Here is a 15,854-nt window from a genome sequence, read left to right on the forward strand (position 1 = left end):
AACGAGCCTTTATGCGTGTCTTCTATTTGATGTAGTATTTTGTTTGCTCTATCTGGGTAGGTTTTTCTTACCCAATTGGTAAAAATTTCCCCTATCGCTCCATTCAAACGTACTATTGTATATGCAACTGATGTTGCTCCTAACTCACTTACTTTTTTTACTAATGGTAATATTTCATGACTATTGATTGAAGGTATAATTGGCGCCATCATAACATTAACTGGAATATTATTTTCCGCTAGCGTCTTAACTGTTTCTAATCTTTTTTCGATTGTTGCTGTTCTTGGCTCTACTACTCTTCTTGTTTCTTCTAACAACGATGTGATTGATATATTCACTCTCACTAAATTCATAGCTGCCATTTCTTTTAAGATATCTAAATCACGAAGTATTAGTGCATTTTTTGTTATCATACTTGCTGGATGCTTTAACTTTAACAGCACTTGTAGCATTTTTCGTGTGATTTCAAGCTTCTTTTCTATTGGTTGGTAACAGTCTGTATTTCCTGAAAACATAATATTTTGGGGTTGCCAATTACGACTTCGCAGTTTTTTCTCTAATAGTTCTGGTGCATTTGTTTTATACAATATTTTACGTTCAAAATCTAATCCTGCTGAATACCCCCAATATTCATGCGTGTTACGTGCATAGCAATATATACATCCATGCTCACAGCCTTGGTATGGATTCATTGAATATGAAAATCCAATGTCTGGACTTTTTACTTTATTTAAAATTGTTTTGGGATAAATTTCTAAATAGGTTGTTTTATTATTATCTGCTGATTCATTTTCAGCTTCGCAATAATTTAAAAAGTCATCTAACACCTCGTGTTGATGTTGTATAAATTTATTGTGCGTGTTGTGTTGTGCACCACGCCCTTTAATATAGTCCATAATCATATCTAAATAAAATATTATAAAATTGTCTTTAGAATGACTTTATCGAGAACAGGTTCGTATAAACTTCTCGATACAATTTCGATAGAGTAACGAAATCATCCGAAGTGACTTTGTAAAGTTACTTTAAAATAAAATGATTTATTTAACAATAGGTAAAATTGTTATAAACAAAAAACACCATTTTAAAAAAATGGTGTTTTTAATTTTAAATTCTTCTAGTTTTATTCATTAACCAAAAATCGGCGAGTACTAAAGCTGTTAATGCCTCTACAATAGGTATTGCTCTTGGTACTACACAAGGGTCATGTCTCCCTTTTCCGTGTATCTCAGTAGCCTCTCCTTTTGAGTTTGTTGTTGCTTGATTTTGCATTATTGTCGCTACGGGTTTGAATGCTACCCGAAAATAGATATCCATTCCGTTAGAAATCCCTCCTTGAATTCCTCCTGACAAGTTAGTTCGTGTTGTTCCGTCTGGATTAAAAATATCGTTATGCTCAGAACCTTGCATTTTTGCTCCACAGAAACCACTTCCAAACTCAAATCCTTTTACAGCGTTTATAGATAACATGGCTTTTCCTAACTCTGCATGTAATTTATGAAAAATAGGTTCTCCTAAACCTACAGGTACATTTTGTGCTACACATGTTATTGTTCCTCCAACAGTATCACCTGCTTTACGTATTTCATGAATTTTAGCAATCATCTTTTCTGCTGATACTTCATCAGGACAACGGACAATGTTACTTTCAATTTTAGAAAAGTCTAAATCTTGATATGGCTTTACCATAAAAACGTCTCCTACTGATGATGTAAATGCATTTATATTAATGTGATTGATTAATTGCTTTGCTAGCGCTCCTGCCACAACCCAATTGGCTGTTTCTCTTGCTGATGTTCGTCCACCACCTCTATGATCTCTAATTCCGTATTTTTTATCATACGTGTAATCGGCATGTGAAGGACGGTACACATCTGTATTATGGTTATAATCTTTACTTTTTTGATTTGTATTCTTTATTGCAAAACCTATTGAGGCTCCTGTAGTCACTCCATCAAAAATACCCGACAAAAACTCAACTGTATCTGGTTCTTTACGCTGTGTTACTATTTTAGATTGCCCTGGCTTACGACGATCTAACTCTTGCTGAATAGCATCAAAATTAACTTTTACTCCTGCAGGGAATCCATCAATCACACCTCCAATCGCTATTCCATGAGATTCACCAAATGTAGTTAACTTTAAAATATTTCCGAATGAATTAAACATACCTTACTATTTAATAAGACGAAGGTAGAATTTATTTACTAAAAACGATAATTTTCATTCTTATAATTATCGATTAATCCATTACCTCATCCTATTATGTATTCAGTTTATTTTTTATTTAAATTTTTTTTAATTTTATTTCACACCAAACTTATTGATAGCAAAAGCATTACGTTTCACAACACTTTTAAAGCTTAAATTTTATTAAAAAAAGTATCAAAAAACTTTTTTAGAATTGAAAAAAGGTCATATATTTGCACCCGCAATCAGGAAATATATCTGATGAGGCACTCAGGAGAAATGGCAGAGTGGTCGAATGCGGCGGTCTTGAAAACCGTTGTCTGTAACAGGACCGGGGGTTCGAATCCCTCTTTCTCCGCAAGTCCGAAGCGAAAGCTTCGGATTTTTTTTTAGGGGATTAAAGAAAAAAAGCTTACAAATTTGTAAGCTTTTTTTATTAATTAGAAACAGTAACGTTTCTTATAATCTTAATACTATTCTTTCCCTAACCCAACTCTCTTCTCAAGAGCTAAGTATCCAAAATAAAATAATGTTCCTAAAATTATACCTGAAATATATCCTGTAGCGACGTCTACTGGAAAATGTACACCTAGGTATATCCTACTGTATCCGAAAATCAAAGGAAATAAAACCATTAAATAAATTAACCTAATGTGCTTTCTCAACAATAGAATTATAAAAGTTGTTATTGTAGTAGATAACGAAGCATGACCAGACCAGAAACTATACCCTCTTGGCCTATATGTAAAGTTTCTCAAATACTCTTTCAAGCCTTCAGTATTACATGGTCTAATTCTTTCAGTAGAATTTTTAATCAAGTTTGTAAATTGATCAGAAAAAGCAACAATAACCGTTATAAATAATATCGTAAATAATCCTTTTTTCCACCCAAACTGTTTAAACACTAAAAACAGCAGAAAAGCGAACAAAGGTGTCCAAGTAAATTGATTGGTTATTGTTAACCAAAAACTATCCCATTGCTCATTTCCTAAGCTATTAAGATAAATTAAAAGCTCTTTATCTTTTTGTATAATATTTTCTATCACGATTACTTTCCTACTTTTAATACTTCTATTTCAAAAATTAAATCCGATTTTGGAGGTATCGGTCCTACTCTACGGTCTCCATATCCTAGATAAGAAGGTATAAACAATCGTACTTTATCTCCTTCTCTCATTTTTCTCACTCCTTCTTTCCAACCTGCTATTAATGGAAAGTTTTCGTCATCTACAGTAAAAACAAAAGCTTCTCCTTTATCTAAACTAGAGTCTATTTTTCTTCCATCTGCTAAATACAGCGTATAATGCGCTGTTGTTGGTAATGCTGGATTTACTTTTTTTCCACTTCCTTTTTGTAATGACAAAATTTTCAAACCAGAATCAGTTGTAATTGCATCATTAATTCCTTGTTCTTCTTGATACTTTTGTTTTAACTCTTCTAGCTTTTTCTTTCTCTCTTCTTCTTTCTTTTCAACGTTTGCTAATTCATTTTCAAAAACTACTGGAGCATCAAACTTAGCCGCCTCTTCTCCTATTCTTAAAATTTCTATCTGTTTTATATAGTCATTTTTCTGAATGGCATCTACTACTGACTGACCTTGCAAAACACGACCAAAAACCGAATGCCCACCATCTAACCAAGGTGTTGCTTTGTGTGTAATAAAAAATTGACTGGAATTGGTAACTGGTCTTGAGTAGTTTGCCATAGACAACACCCCTGGTCCGTCGTGCTTATACAACAGCTTTCCTTGTTCATCCATTGGGAATTCATCAGCAAATGTATAACCCGCATCACCAGCACCTGTTCCTGTTCTATCCCCTCCTTGTATCATAAAATCTTTAATAACCCTATGAAACTTCGTTCCATCATAAAACGGTGTTCCTTTTAACGAATCTATCATTTTAGGATGTGTTCCTTCACTCAAGGCTACAAAATTCGCTACTGTCATTGGAACTTTATCATAAAAAAACTTTACTAAGATATCTCCTCTGTTTGTTTGGATATCTGCATACAACCCGTTTTCTAAATTAGGGTATTTCGCTGATTTACATGATACAAACATTATCAATACAACAAATACAATTTTAAATAATTTCATTTATTTCGTTTTTATTTTCTCATATAAACAATTAATTAGGTTAACAACAAGTGCTAACCTAATTAATTATCAACTATTTAAGTTTTATTTATTTTATCTCTAATAACTCTACTTCAAAAACTAAAGCTGAAAAAGGCTTAATATGTTGTCCTCTTTGTTGCGCTCCATAGGCTAATTCTTGAGGAATAAAGAATTTATATTTTGCTCCTGGCTTCATTAACTGTAAACCTTCTGTCCATCCTTTAATTACTTGTCCTACTCCAAATTCAGTTGGTTCACCTCTTTCTACTGAGCTATCAAACACAGTTCCATCAATTAAAGTTCCATGATAATGAACTTTTACTCTAGAGTTTGCTGTTGGAACTTCGCCTTCTCCTTCTTTTAAAACTACATACTGTAAACCACTCTCTGTAGTTTTTACTCCTTCTTTAGCTTTATTTGTTGCTAAAAACTCTTCTCCTGCTTTTTTGTTATCTCCAAATTCAGCTTCTGCTTTTTTAGCTTGCTCTTCTTGCATTTGTTTCATTTTTTCTTGTTGCTTCTTTTGAAAAAATGCTCTTAAAATATTGTTTATATCTTTTGACTCTACTAATAGGTTTGTAGAATCCATACCATTTTTAAAACCTTGCACAAATAAATCCTGATCCATATCATCAAAATTCATTTTTATTTTATTAGCCATATCTAAGCCTAAAGCGTAGCTTACAGAGTCTACTTCTGTTGCTAATGAACTTTTTTGTTTAAACTGACCGTTACTGCATGAAACAATTGATAAACCTACAACTGTAGCTGCTAAAATGTTGGTTAATTTCATTCTTCTATTTTTGATTTTATATCGATTAATGTTACTGTACTTTGTATTGGCTGATTTACAGCTATTTTATTTCCATCTCCAGTAACTCCAAAAGCTCTGTATGATGGAATGACAAATGTAATAGTTTCTCCTTTTTTCATCAACTTTATTCCATCTTGTAATGCAGGAATAAAATCTTCTTTATCTACTTTATAACTTCTCTCCTTTGTTTCATAAAGAACATCTCCATTCAGACTTACTATATTGTAAGACAACATAACTAAATCTTCAAACTTCGGAGAACTTGAGTTTAATGTATCTTTAGTAATATATGTATACCAAAAACCGTTAGGTGAAGTTTTATATTCTTTAAGAGTATCTTTAGCCACCCATTCTTCTAAACGTTTTTTTTCTAAAGCGTTTAGTTTCTTATTCTCTTTAAGAACTTCTTTATAAAAATTTGTTGTACCGTGTTGCTTTGGTCTTCTTGCTTGCGGCTCTTTACAAGACACTATAAGTATAGCTGTAAAAACAAAAAGTATTATTTTATGCTTCATACGATTTTTCTAACTCTTGTTGGTATGTAGGTAATAACGACTTAAATCTTGCTATCGTATTTTCCAAGCTATCATCACTTCTACCTCCAGCTGCATTATCATGTCCTCCTCCATTAAAATAATTACGTGCAAACTGGTTTACAGAGAATTTTCCTTTTGAACGAAAAGATATTTTCACAATTCCTTGTTCTTCATCTTCAATAAAAATGGCAGCAAATACAATTCCTTTCAAAGATAATGCATAGTTTACTACCCCTTCTGTATCTCCTTTTTCGTAATTAAATTTTCTCTTTTCTTCCTCAGTAAGTGTTATAAATGCTGTTTTATATTCTGGTAAAACTTTCATATTACTAAGTGCTTGCCCTAACAACAATAATCTATTGTAAGAGTTTGCATCGTGTACATTACTGTGAATCTTATCATTTTCAGCTCCTTTATCTATTAAATTTGCTATAATTCTATGAGTGGTACTTGTTGTAGATCTAAAACGGAAAGAACCTGTATCGGTCATAATACCCGTATATAAGCAAGTTGCTATATTTTTATCTATTAACTCTACATCTCCCATCATTTCAATAAAGTTGTATACCATTTGACAAGTTGAAGACATGGAAGTATCTGAATACATATACATGAAATCGTCTGGTTGTTGATGGTGATCTATTAAAGCAAAATCGTTTTCGTATTGCTCTAAAGTGTTTTGCATATCACTTCCTACTCTATGTAACGCATTAAAGTCTAGTAAGAAAACAATGTTAGACTTCGCTAAAGCTTTGACAGATTGGTTGTTTTGACGATCAAAACGCTTAACAGTTTTTGACCCTGGAACCCAATGCAAAAAATCAGGATATTCGTTTGGCATTAACACTTGTGCCGTATGTCCTTTTTTGTCTAAATAATGTTTTAAACCTAATGTTGAACCAATTGCATCTCCATCTGGGTTTCTATGTCCAATTATTACAATATTCCTAGGTTTAGATAAGAACTCTTTTAATTCTGTAAAATGCTTTAAAATCATAAGTGGCGAAGATACAAATTAATGCTATATTAACCTTTTTATGTATTGCTTTTTGTTTCTTTGCTATAAAATTAAAACTTAATGAAATATACTAAATTTATTACCCTATTAACCTTTTTGCTAAGTATCCCTTTTCTATCTTTTAGTCAAGATACATTTTCCATTGCTTTTGGATCTTGTAATAACCAAAAACTTAACAATCCTTTTTGGGAAAACATTCTATCACTTCAACCCGATGTATGGATTTGGGGTGGAGATAATATTTATGCAGATACTAATAACATGCGTAAAATGAAACGCATGTATAAAAGTCAAAAAAAGGTTAAAGGATATAAAGAACTAACTACCAAAGTTCCAATTCTTGCTACATGGGATGATCATGATTATGGTAAAAATGATGCAGGTGTAGAATTTGAAATGAAAGACGAAAGTCAACAATTATTTTTAGATTTTTTAGATGTCCCTAAAGATTCTCCTAGAAGAAAACAACGAGGCGTTTACCACTCTAAAACTTTCAACACAAAAGATGGTAGTGTTAAAATTATTGTTTTAGATACTCGCTATTTTAGAACTTCACTTACTAGAGGTACTAACGGACAACGTTTTCAACCTAACGAATACAACGAAGGTACTGTTTTAGGCGATACACAATGGAAATGGCTTACAAATGAACTTACAAACTCTACTGCTACTTTTACTATAATTGTAAGCAGTATTCAAATCTTATCAAAAGAACATGGTTTTGAAAAATGGGGTAACTTTCCTCATGAAGTAGCTAATTTATTCAGTTTAATTAAAAAAGCTAAAAACACCAACGTAATTCTTCTTTCTGGAGATAGACATATTTCTGAGTTTTCTAAAACAACTATTGAAGGACTTGCTTATCCTCTTATAGATTTCACTTCAAGTGGGTTAACACATGCTTATTCTTCATTTTCTTCAGAAGAAAACAACTTCAGAATAGGAAATGTTGTAAATTCTTTAAGCTATGGAACGTTGCTTTTAGATTTAAAAACTAAAAAAGTAACCTTTCAAATGCGTGGTAAAAACAAATCTATCTTACAAGAAATCAACCAAGTATACCCTTAACTTGCTAATAACATTAAAAAGTGTATTTTTGCGCCGATTTATGCAAAGTTTGCATAATCAACAACAATTAAGAAATTTATCATATACTGATATTTATTACATTTAATAATGGCAACAAATAGAACTTTTACAATGATTAAACCAGATGCTGTTGAAAACGGACATACTGGTGCAATTTTAGAAAAAATTAATGCTGCAGGTTTCAGAATCGTAGCTATGAAAAAAACACAAATGACGAAGCGTGATGCTGAGACTTTTTACGGGGTACACAGCGAGCGTCCTTTCTTTGGTGAGTTAGTTGAGTTTATGACTCGCGGACCAATCATCGCTGCTATCTTAGAAAAAGACAACGCTGTTGAAGACTTTAGAACTTTAATTGGTGCTACAAACCCAGCTGAAGCTGCTGAGGGAACTATCCGTCAGTTATATGCTACTTCTATTGGAGAAAATGCAGTACACGGTTCTGATTCTGATGAAAACGCAGCTATCGAAGGTGCTTTCCACTTTTCTGGTAGAGAAATGTTTTAATCTTTAATTTAGATTACTGAATTTATAGATATTATAAAGGCTCGCTACAGTTTTGTAGCGAGTTTTTTTATAAATATTTCTCTAATTATTTTCCCTTTACTAAGCAAAATGCATCCTTTTAGCTAATTTAAATTAGCTTATTTAGGGTTTATAAATTCAGACTGATATTTTTCTAAAAACTTCTTCTGCTTATCTTCCATTTGTTTTATTATTTTATCTATCTCCATAAACTCTCTACCAAAATTACTTTTAAAAAAATCATTACTAAAATAATGTTTACTAAAAAGAGAGTCTTCAGAAAAGACATCTTCAAATCCTTGCGCTTGAAATTCTGAAAAGTTTGTAAAAAATTTAGATTTAAATGATTTTAACAAACTATCTCTGTCTATAGAAGAAAGATTTGTTTCATTGTTGTTAAGTGACCAGGTATAAATACTATCATAACGTATCAAGTTTCCAATTTCATCAAACTCTTTATCAACTTTCCAACTTCCTTTAGGTTGTTTTTCTATACGCTCAACACTTTCTTTTTGTCTGTGTTTTTGACCATTGCAACTAATAGTTGACAAAGCCAAGACCATACATAACATATACTTTCTCATCATTTTTAATTTTTTGTTAAACAATTCGTAAACTCAATAAGGTTAATTAAACTTCTACACCTTATATAAACCTCCTGTTTCTGGTGACTTCACTAAATTGTTTTGATGAAATATTTTTGATTTTCGTTCACCTTCTTTATACCAAACACACTCTAAATAAGTATCATTATTATTCACCCCTAATAAGGCATCCTTCTTTAGGATGTATTTGAGCACTTCCATCTTTGGAGTTTTATTACTACCTTTTAATCTCACCCAATCTCCTGATTTAAATTTTCTAGGCATATGATTGTATATTAAATTAATAGGAAAATATTTATAAAGAAGGCTGATAATTCAGCCTCCTTACCTCCTTTAAGGATAAAAAACCATTATGAAATTTTAATTGTTCTAGCTGGTTTTTGTTTTGCTTCATCTTTTTTAGGTAAAAAGATGTTTAAGATACCATCTTTGTAGCTAGCATTAATCTTATCATCATTCACGCTTTCTGGTAGCGTAAATGTTCTTTTAAACGAAGAATATCCAAACTCTCTACGAGTATAGTTTTCTTGTTTTTCTTCATTTGTTTCTTTTATTTCTGTGCTAATAGATAATATTTGATTATCAATATTTATATGAAAATCAGATTTGCTTAAACCAGGAACAGCCATTTCTACAATATAACTATCTGCTGTTTCTTTAATGTTTACTTTAGGTAAAGTAATTCCTGTATTAAAGTTTGATGTAAACACAGCTGGAAGATCTCTATTAAACACATCATCTAGCCAACTAGACAAGTTAGGGAAGTTTACGTTTGAATTAGTGCTTGTTAAACTTCCGTTTTTAGGAACATTAATTAAATTGCTCATAATTACAAAATTTTAATTAAACATTATTTCAAATACGAAACCTTAAGTGATTTCAATCACCTATTTTGCAAATAATGAGCCAAAATAAAAAACGACACAACTTCTTTTATTAACTTTTAATTTTCTTTAACATACGACTGTTATTTTTACAGTCACCTATTATTTTTTATTAAAAAAAGGTCATTTTGTCATATTAAAAACTTATCAACACACTAAAAAACAGACACTTAGCTTGTTTTAAATTTAATTCACAATAACTTCGTTAGTATTGAGCATAAATCATTAAAACGGATTCGGGTTCTTAAAAAATTGTCATTAATTTAAAAAATAGTGTGAGAAAAATATTACTATAGTAGTATTAGGAAGAACTGAAGTAAAAACAAGTAAATTTTATTTTTTTTTAAACCAACGTGCTTTTGTAATTTTCATCATAAGGCAAACCACTTTTTACTATTGCAAAAGCTTGTTTTAGTAGCTTATTACACACCGCTATTAAAGCAAGTTTTTACTTTTACCCTAGCAATAATTCGGTCATAAAGCTCTCTACACTCTTTATTGTACTTACATATTGATGAGGAAAGCTCAACGAAGCTCGCTAATGGTTTCGTTGCCTTGAGGAAAGACCAGCGAAGCTCGCTGATAGTTTCGTTGTGTTGAGGAAAGCTCAGCGAAGCTCGCTGATGGTTTCGTTGCCTTGAGGAAAGACCAGCGAAGCTCGCTGACGGTTTCGTTGTGTTGAGGAAAGCTCAGCGTGACGCGCTGATGGTTTCGTTGGGGAGTATTCAATAAAGTGTGTCAACAGCTAGATATAGCACTGTTGCTACTCCGTAAAACATCTTTTATCCCCTAAATAACTTAGCTTATGGTATTCCGTAAGATTTTGGACACATCTTGTAGTAAGTTTGTTGGAGTTGTATAACTAATTAACAAATAGTAATAACTCGTTAATAACTTTATTTTAAGTAACCTGTTGATTTTAATATATTTGAAAACGTATAAAAATTGCTAAAAGTTCCGCTTATCCTACCGTTAAGAGAATGTAACAGTAATTTCATTACGTATATAAACTAGTTACCCAACATTTGACCAATCAACAATGAGAAGGAAAAGACTTCAACATCATACAGATATTTTTTGCGATATGTTCGCAGGTTGGAAACTAGTGAACGATATGAGATCTTTGGTTGAATTGGAAAGTGGAATTATTGAATTTGATTTCCTGAATAGAACTCAAAAACTCAACAATGCGGAATCGAAAACTGACTTTAATATGTTTTATGAAATTTCGGAATGGTTTGCGGACGATTTAAAAAAGCACAATATCGAAACGGAATTTATTAAAGAAGCAAAAGTAAAAGCCGAATTTAAAGTTGAATTCACTACTGGAAAAATGAAGTCTCGAACGAAAGGAATTACAGAACTATATCTGAATTTAAAGTCTTGGATACTAACGGACGAAAAAGAATATAAATCGGAAAAGGAAGAAACTCAAGAATTTCACCATATTGAACGGAAAGAAAAAACGTTGGGTAACAATGTATAACCGCAATTACGGCGGATTCGACTACGTCCGAATCCACTCAGAATTGCTTAAACTAGTAAATAACTAAAAACTTTTGGCTAAATTAGTCCGATAACTGACGGGTTATACGAAGCCGTTGGGCACAATTAAAGAAAATGAAATTTGAATCAATAGAACATATAAAAGAGGAGTTCGAGCTGAATGGAGTTGACAAAAACGACATCAAATCTGAACTTAAAAAAAAATTAGCAGAAGCACATCCAGATAAAGTTGGTGAGGAAAATTTTGATGGCGAATATTTTGAAAAAATTAAAAGCGGGCTTGAGTTTTTCAGTAATTCTACTTCGACTGATTTAGTAACCACTGAACAAGTTACTGACTTAATAAAAATTGTAAAGGATTTAACCGCTAGCAATTCTAACAATGTAGCAGAAAAACAGTTTGCAGATAGTCTGAATGAATACTATAAAGAGAAAAGAGAAGCTCTTTTGCTTCCGAAAATATCTTTATCAGTAGTTACAGGGCTGTTATCATTTCTTTGGTTATTTCCTCAAACTGTTGAAGACCATCCTGTACTCAGCAAGTATATACGTTTTGAGAATAGCACATCTACATTGATTTGGGCTTTGATTTTAGTTTACACATTAATGTTTTGGATGCTAATTTCAATGAAAGAAACAAGGGAGAAAAACCTTTCCAAGAGACTGAAAACTGAGAGAACTCAGAATAAAATACTTAATGACTTTAACAAAGAAAACGGAAACTTAGTATTCTCGAAATCAGACTTGACCGATTTCATTCTTGAAGAATATGGTGCTCGAAGACAACAGCCAATTTGGATTGCATTCATGGGAAGAGCAGGTATTGACCAAGAATCTGCCGAAAGCTTAGCTAATCATTTAATTGGGAAAGCCGAACGCAAAGGTTTAATAAAGGAAATTAAGGAAAGTAGAACACTTGATGAATCGTACAAATGGGAATAAAACTGTGCCCAACAATGGCTATAAACAATTGGGGTGAAAGTGATAAAACGAAAGTATAAACATGTAACAAAGGTCGGTGCAAAACTGAACAGTTAAGGCTTGAAATCCCCAACTGCTCATAGCCCAACCGTTAGATGTAATTAAAACCACATATAAATCGAAATATAAATATGGATTTTATAAGAGAAAACTGGGATTGGATTGCCGAAAATATTGGGAAAGTGATCACAATTGCAACAATATTTTTTGCCGCAGGTTGGGGACTTGCAGCTATATTTTATAAAGAAAGAATAGAGATATTAAAAGAGCAAATAAATTCAAAAGAAGATAGTCCTTCAAGTGATGACCCAAGTGAATTTGTATATCCAGAAACAGGAAAAAATGGTAGAAATATACTTGCAAATTCAACGTTAAGTGTCCAAAAAGGCGAGAAAGTTTCTTTGAGGGCAATTATACCAAAAAATGAAAAAATACTTGTAGAATTAAAAGGACCTAAACGACTTCACAAACAAGACGACGGTGCATCATGGAATTTTTCAATAAGTCAAATACGAAATTGGACTGCAAAAACCTATGAACCTGAAAATGGAGGAAGACAGGAATTTGATGCCGAGTCTGGAAGTGCTGATATGGAAGTAGCATTTCAAAGGGAAGGAAAAGTAATTATTTCTGTCTTTGAAGGTGACATTCGTTCTAATATATGGAAAAAAGAAATAACCATTAGAAATTAAATAACTACACCTAATAAGGTGTATAAAACATAGCTAATAAGTGCTTATTAACTCCCACACTAATTATATCCAAAACCGTTTGCTGTAATTAAAAAATAAAGAGAAAAAGATGCGATTAGCAGAAATAGCAAAACAATTAGGAACAAATAAAGAAATAATGGATTCATACTGGGAATACCATGAAAAAAAACAGAATTGGTTTTTTTCTCCAAATCCAAATTTAGATGGAGCTACAAGAAGACCTATGTTTCCAAGTCTTATAGATTGGAAAAAATTAAAATCATCTGAGAGAAAACGAAAATGGAATAACCTTAGTATGAAGCAACGAATGACAATTTCAACTCTTGCTGGATTTGGATATGAAGGGAGAGGAATTAACTTAGACAATATATCTCACTTTTCTAGATTAAGAGAAGCTTGTATGAGTAAATGGAAAATAAACTTATACAGTGTGTTCTGGAGTGATTTAGGAAACGGAAAACGTTGGCTTTGTAATGTTTTTGTTGGTGATGCTATTTATTTATACGGTTTAAATAACTTTACTTCATCAAATAATCATTATTATGACCCAGAACAAATCTATATGGGTAAATCTTCTTTAAGAAAAAGAAAAAATTATAAAGATGTTAAAGTTGGAGATATTGTTGTTTTTGGAAAAGGACATGTAGAAATTATTACAAGTATTCAAAAATATTGGGTTGCTGATGATGGGTTTTGCTCTATCGGCGCAGGCAGAGGTAGGGGTAGATCTTATATGGGGAGTATAGAATGTGATGGGGCATTAACACTTTAAGGAAAAAGAGAACTAAATAATAGCAATCACACATACTTTTATATACAGAATGCGAAAATTTTATTTTTTATCTTGTTTGTCTAATTTTCTAATACTGCTTTTAGTTGGACAGTTTGTTTTTCCTTTAATCGAAGGAATACTTAGTAATCACATAAAAGAATTTACCGAAATCAGTTGTTACGTAAATTATAGTTACTATTTCTATTTTTTTATGTTTTGGTGGCTTGCACCACTTTCAATACTTTTAATAAAAAATTACTTAAAACATTTATTACTTTTTATTACAATAAATATATTATTAGCGGTCATAATTTTAATAAGCTCTTTTAAATATGGTTTTGAAATAATTTTATATGACCTACTGTTATTTATAGTGCCAAGTATGGTAATTTCTATTTCGGTTTATTATTCTCAAATGATAATTGGAAAAAAACTACTACCAACAAAGTATAAGCGTAATGCGGAGTAGAGTGTTAAATACGAAAAATAGACTATTATAACCTTAAGGTTAAACAAAAGTGAAGTGCTCCTAACCTCGCACTACGCTTATACAATCACGTTAGCTATAATACACACATTATACCCTACACCAACATCAATTTTTTAACAAGCTCCTCTCCTATTTCCTCATTAATCATACGTATTATCTTATCTTTACCGTAACTTAACTCTTCTCGTAGTACCGAGGAAGACAAACGAACAATTAAAGTGCCGTTTTGTAGTTTTACTTCACTGGTATACGAAGCCACTCCTGCACCCATCAATTTTTCCCAAGCTTCGTCAATATGAATTTTTTGAAATCCTTTTTTCAACTTATTATTCTCTTGAATAAAGCTTCCCATTAAATCTTTGATTGAAAAACTATCGTTTTCTCTTTTAGCCATTTGATTTGCTTTTTGCCTTGTTTTCTTGCAACTAAGATTATAATTTAAAAATCTGATACTCTTGGTTACTCTTTTTTATCACTTCCTCTGTTCTATCGGCATGTGTATCTGTAATAAAAATTTGTCCAAATTCATCACTATTCACTAAATCGACGATTTGAGCAACACGGTTTTCATCTAACTTATCAAAAATATCATCCAATAACAAAATAGGGGTTACATTAGATTGCTTTTTAATAAACTCAAACTGCGCTAATTTTAATGCTATTAAATACGATTTTTGTTGTCCTTGTGAACCAAATTTTTTAATAGGATGTTCCTCTATTTCAAAATTTAAATCATCCTTATGAATTCCAACAGATGTATACTGCAGCATCTTATCTTTTTCTAAGTTTTGTTGCAACAAAACTTCTAAAGACACCTCGTGCAACTGACTTTTATAACGTAAATTTACCTCTTCGTTTGCTCCAGAAATAATTTTATGCTTATCGTTAAAAATAGGCACAAACTCTTCTAAAAAAGCTTTTCTTTTGTTATAAATAACCGTTCCATACTCAATTAACTGCTCATCGTATACTTTTAAATTTAACGCATCAAATGTTCTATTGGCAGCAAAATACTTCAACAATGCATTTCGCTGACTCACCGTTTTAGTGTACGAAATTAACATTTGCAAGTACTTTTTATCTTGTTGAGAAATTACTCCGTCAATAAATTTACGACGAGTTTCGCTTCCTTCAACAATTAAATCCCTATCCGCAGGAGAAATAATCACCAACGGTAGCTGCCCTATATGTTCAGAAAATTTTTCGTAGGCTTTTCCATTGCGTTTCAATACTTTTTTCTGACCTCTTTTTAAGGAACAGATAATTTTTTCTTGTCGGTCGTTTAACAAATAATCTCCTTCAACCATAAAAAAATCTTGACCGTGTCGGATATTCTGTCCTGCAATCGAATTAAAGTAACTTTTAGCAAATGACAAGTAATAAATTGCGTCTAACACATTGGTTTTTCCAATACCGTTATTTCCTACAAAACAGTTAATTTTCTTTTGAAAATCAAAAGTTTGAGATTCAATATTCTTAAAGTTTACCAAAGAAAGTTTTTGTAAATACATGAATGAGCCCTGTTACTAAAAGAAAGCGCAAATTATCGAAAATTTACGAAAAAACGACTTTTAAAATCCAATTAAAAAAACTATTTTTGTCGCCACTAATT

The 15,854-nt window shown here is 31.7% G+C and carries 18 protein-coding genes, 1 tRNA gene and 1 pseudogene (1 of these 20 running past the window's edge); 7 read left to right on the forward strand and 13 right to left on the reverse strand.

The genetic code is table 11. From position 1 onward, the window contains the following. Together ACXIHB_RS05265 and aroC are read right to left on the reverse strand one after the other, a co-directional pair. Positions 1–896: the 5' portion of a PA0069 family radical SAM protein gene (locus ACXIHB_RS05265; RefSeq protein WP_394421698.1), read on the reverse strand. Its footprint begins 169 nt before the window's first position; the window shows 896 of its 1,065 coding nt (coding positions 1–896); it begins with the start codon at positions 894–896; the stop codon falls past the left edge of the window. Positions 897–1,107: 211 nt separating this feature from the next. Further along, positions 1,108–2,169, reverse strand: coding sequence for a chorismate synthase (aroC, locus tag ACXIHB_RS05270; protein ID WP_462099113.1), 1,062 nt, complete (start codon positions 2,167–2,169; stop codon positions 1,108–1,110). 294 nt (positions 2,170–2,463) lie between these two features. Here aroC and ACXIHB_RS05275 point away from each other — a divergent pair. After that, positions 2,464–2,548 (forward strand) — tRNA-Ser (locus ACXIHB_RS05275). 115 nt (positions 2,549–2,663) lie between these two features. On the opposite strand, the gene ACXIHB_RS05280 is transcribed toward ACXIHB_RS05275, so the two are convergent. The 5 genes from ACXIHB_RS05280 to ACXIHB_RS05300 form a co-directional block, all read right to left on the reverse strand. Next, on the reverse strand, positions 2,664–3,236 hold the full coding sequence (locus tag ACXIHB_RS05280) for a phosphatase PAP2 family protein (RefSeq protein ID WP_462099114.1): 573 nt from the start codon (positions 3,234–3,236) through the stop codon (positions 2,664–2,666). Between the two features lie 2 nt (positions 3,237–3,238). Continuing rightward, complete coding sequence (locus tag ACXIHB_RS05285; protein ID WP_462099115.1) at positions 3,239–4,288, reverse strand: peptidylprolyl isomerase; 1,050 nt, start codon at positions 4,286–4,288, stop codon at positions 3,239–3,241. Between the two features lie 88 nt (positions 4,289–4,376). Beyond that, positions 4,377–5,102 carry an FKBP-type peptidyl-prolyl cis-trans isomerase gene (locus ACXIHB_RS05290; RefSeq protein WP_159494562.1) on the reverse strand — a complete coding sequence of 242 codons (726 nt, stop codon included), beginning with the start codon at positions 5,100–5,102 and terminating at the stop codon, positions 4,377–4,379. Further along, complete coding sequence (gene gldI / locus ACXIHB_RS05295) at positions 5,099–5,638, reverse strand: gliding motility-associated peptidyl-prolyl isomerase GldI (RefSeq protein WP_047790442.1); 540 nt, start codon at positions 5,636–5,638, stop codon at positions 5,099–5,101. Before gldI ends, ACXIHB_RS05290 begins: the two co-directional genes overlap by 4 nt. Next, positions 5,628–6,656 carry a DHH family phosphoesterase gene (locus tag ACXIHB_RS05300; protein ID WP_047790443.1) on the reverse strand — a complete coding sequence of 343 codons (1,029 nt, stop codon included), beginning with the start codon at positions 6,654–6,656 and terminating at the stop codon, positions 5,628–5,630. Before ACXIHB_RS05300 ends, gldI begins: the two co-directional genes overlap by 11 nt. Positions 6,657–6,737: 81 nt before the next feature. Here ACXIHB_RS05300 and ACXIHB_RS05305 point away from each other — a divergent pair, with 81 nt between their 5' ends. Then, positions 6,738–7,745: an alkaline phosphatase D family protein gene (locus ACXIHB_RS05305; protein ID WP_349264314.1), complete on the forward strand. Its 1,008-nt coding sequence runs from the start codon at positions 6,738–6,740 to the stop codon at positions 7,743–7,745. A gap of 108 nt (positions 7,746–7,853) precedes the next feature. After that, positions 7,854–8,273, forward strand: a complete 420-nt coding sequence (locus ACXIHB_RS05310; protein WP_028892988.1) for a nucleoside-diphosphate kinase — start codon at positions 7,854–7,856, stop codon at positions 8,271–8,273. Positions 8,274–8,410: 137 nt separating this feature from the next. Here the strand turns inward: ACXIHB_RS05310 and ACXIHB_RS05315 are convergent, their stop codons facing one another. From ACXIHB_RS05315 to ACXIHB_RS05330, 4 genes and pseudogenes are all read right to left on the reverse strand, one after another. After that, on the reverse strand, positions 8,411–8,878 hold the full coding sequence (locus ACXIHB_RS05315) for a hypothetical protein (protein ID WP_462099116.1): 468 nt from the start codon (positions 8,876–8,878) through the stop codon (positions 8,411–8,413). Positions 8,879–8,929: 51 nt separating this feature from the next. Then, a complete protein-coding gene (locus ACXIHB_RS05320; RefSeq protein WP_047790444.1) occupies positions 8,930–9,160 on the reverse strand; it encodes a YodC family protein in 231 nt (76 codons plus the stop codon). An 86-nt stretch (positions 9,161–9,246) separates the two neighbouring features. Beyond that, the gene (locus tag ACXIHB_RS05325) at positions 9,247–9,723 is read right to left on the reverse strand and encodes an Hsp20/alpha crystallin family protein (RefSeq protein ID WP_047790445.1); all 477 of its coding nucleotides are present in this window, start codon (positions 9,721–9,723) and stop codon (positions 9,247–9,249) included. Positions 9,724–10,123: 400 nt separating this feature from the next. Then, positions 10,124–10,295 (reverse strand): annotated as a pseudogene (locus ACXIHB_RS05330) (IS110 family transposase); the annotation flags it as partial. A gap of 524 nt (positions 10,296–10,819) precedes the next feature. Here ACXIHB_RS05330 and ACXIHB_RS05335 point away from each other — a divergent pair. The 4 genes from ACXIHB_RS05335 (at position 10,820) to ACXIHB_RS05350 (ending at position 13,752) form a co-directional block, all read left to right on the forward strand. Continuing rightward, a complete protein-coding gene (locus tag ACXIHB_RS05335; RefSeq protein WP_462099117.1) occupies positions 10,820–11,266 on the forward strand; it encodes a hypothetical protein in 447 nt (148 codons plus the stop codon). A gap of 134 nt (positions 11,267–11,400) precedes the next feature. Then, positions 11,401–12,228: a hypothetical protein gene (locus tag ACXIHB_RS05340; protein ID WP_462099118.1), complete on the forward strand. Its 828-nt coding sequence runs from the start codon at positions 11,401–11,403 to the stop codon at positions 12,226–12,228. 170 nt (positions 12,229–12,398) lie between these two features. After that, positions 12,399–12,959 (forward strand): hypothetical protein, encoded by a 561-nt coding sequence (locus ACXIHB_RS05345; protein ID WP_349264318.1) that lies wholly within the window; start codon positions 12,399–12,401, stop codon positions 12,957–12,959. 109 nt (positions 12,960–13,068) lie between these two features. Then, positions 13,069–13,752: a hypothetical protein gene (locus ACXIHB_RS05350; RefSeq protein WP_462099119.1), complete on the forward strand. Its 684-nt coding sequence runs from the start codon at positions 13,069–13,071 to the stop codon at positions 13,750–13,752. Positions 13,753–14,336: 584 nt separating this feature from the next. Here ACXIHB_RS05350 and ACXIHB_RS05355 read toward each other — a convergent pair. Beyond that, positions 14,337–14,636: a DciA family protein gene (locus ACXIHB_RS05355; RefSeq protein ID WP_047790448.1), complete on the reverse strand. Its 300-nt coding sequence runs from the start codon at positions 14,634–14,636 to the stop codon at positions 14,337–14,339. 37 nt (positions 14,637–14,673) lie between these two features. Then, positions 14,674–15,753: a DNA replication/repair protein RecF gene (gene recF / locus ACXIHB_RS05360; RefSeq protein ID WP_437824148.1), complete on the reverse strand. Its 1,080-nt coding sequence runs from the start codon at positions 15,751–15,753 to the stop codon at positions 14,674–14,676. Positions 15,754–15,854 lie beyond the last annotated feature (101 nt).

This window comes from Tenacibaculum sp. IMCC1 (genome assembly GCF_054906355.1).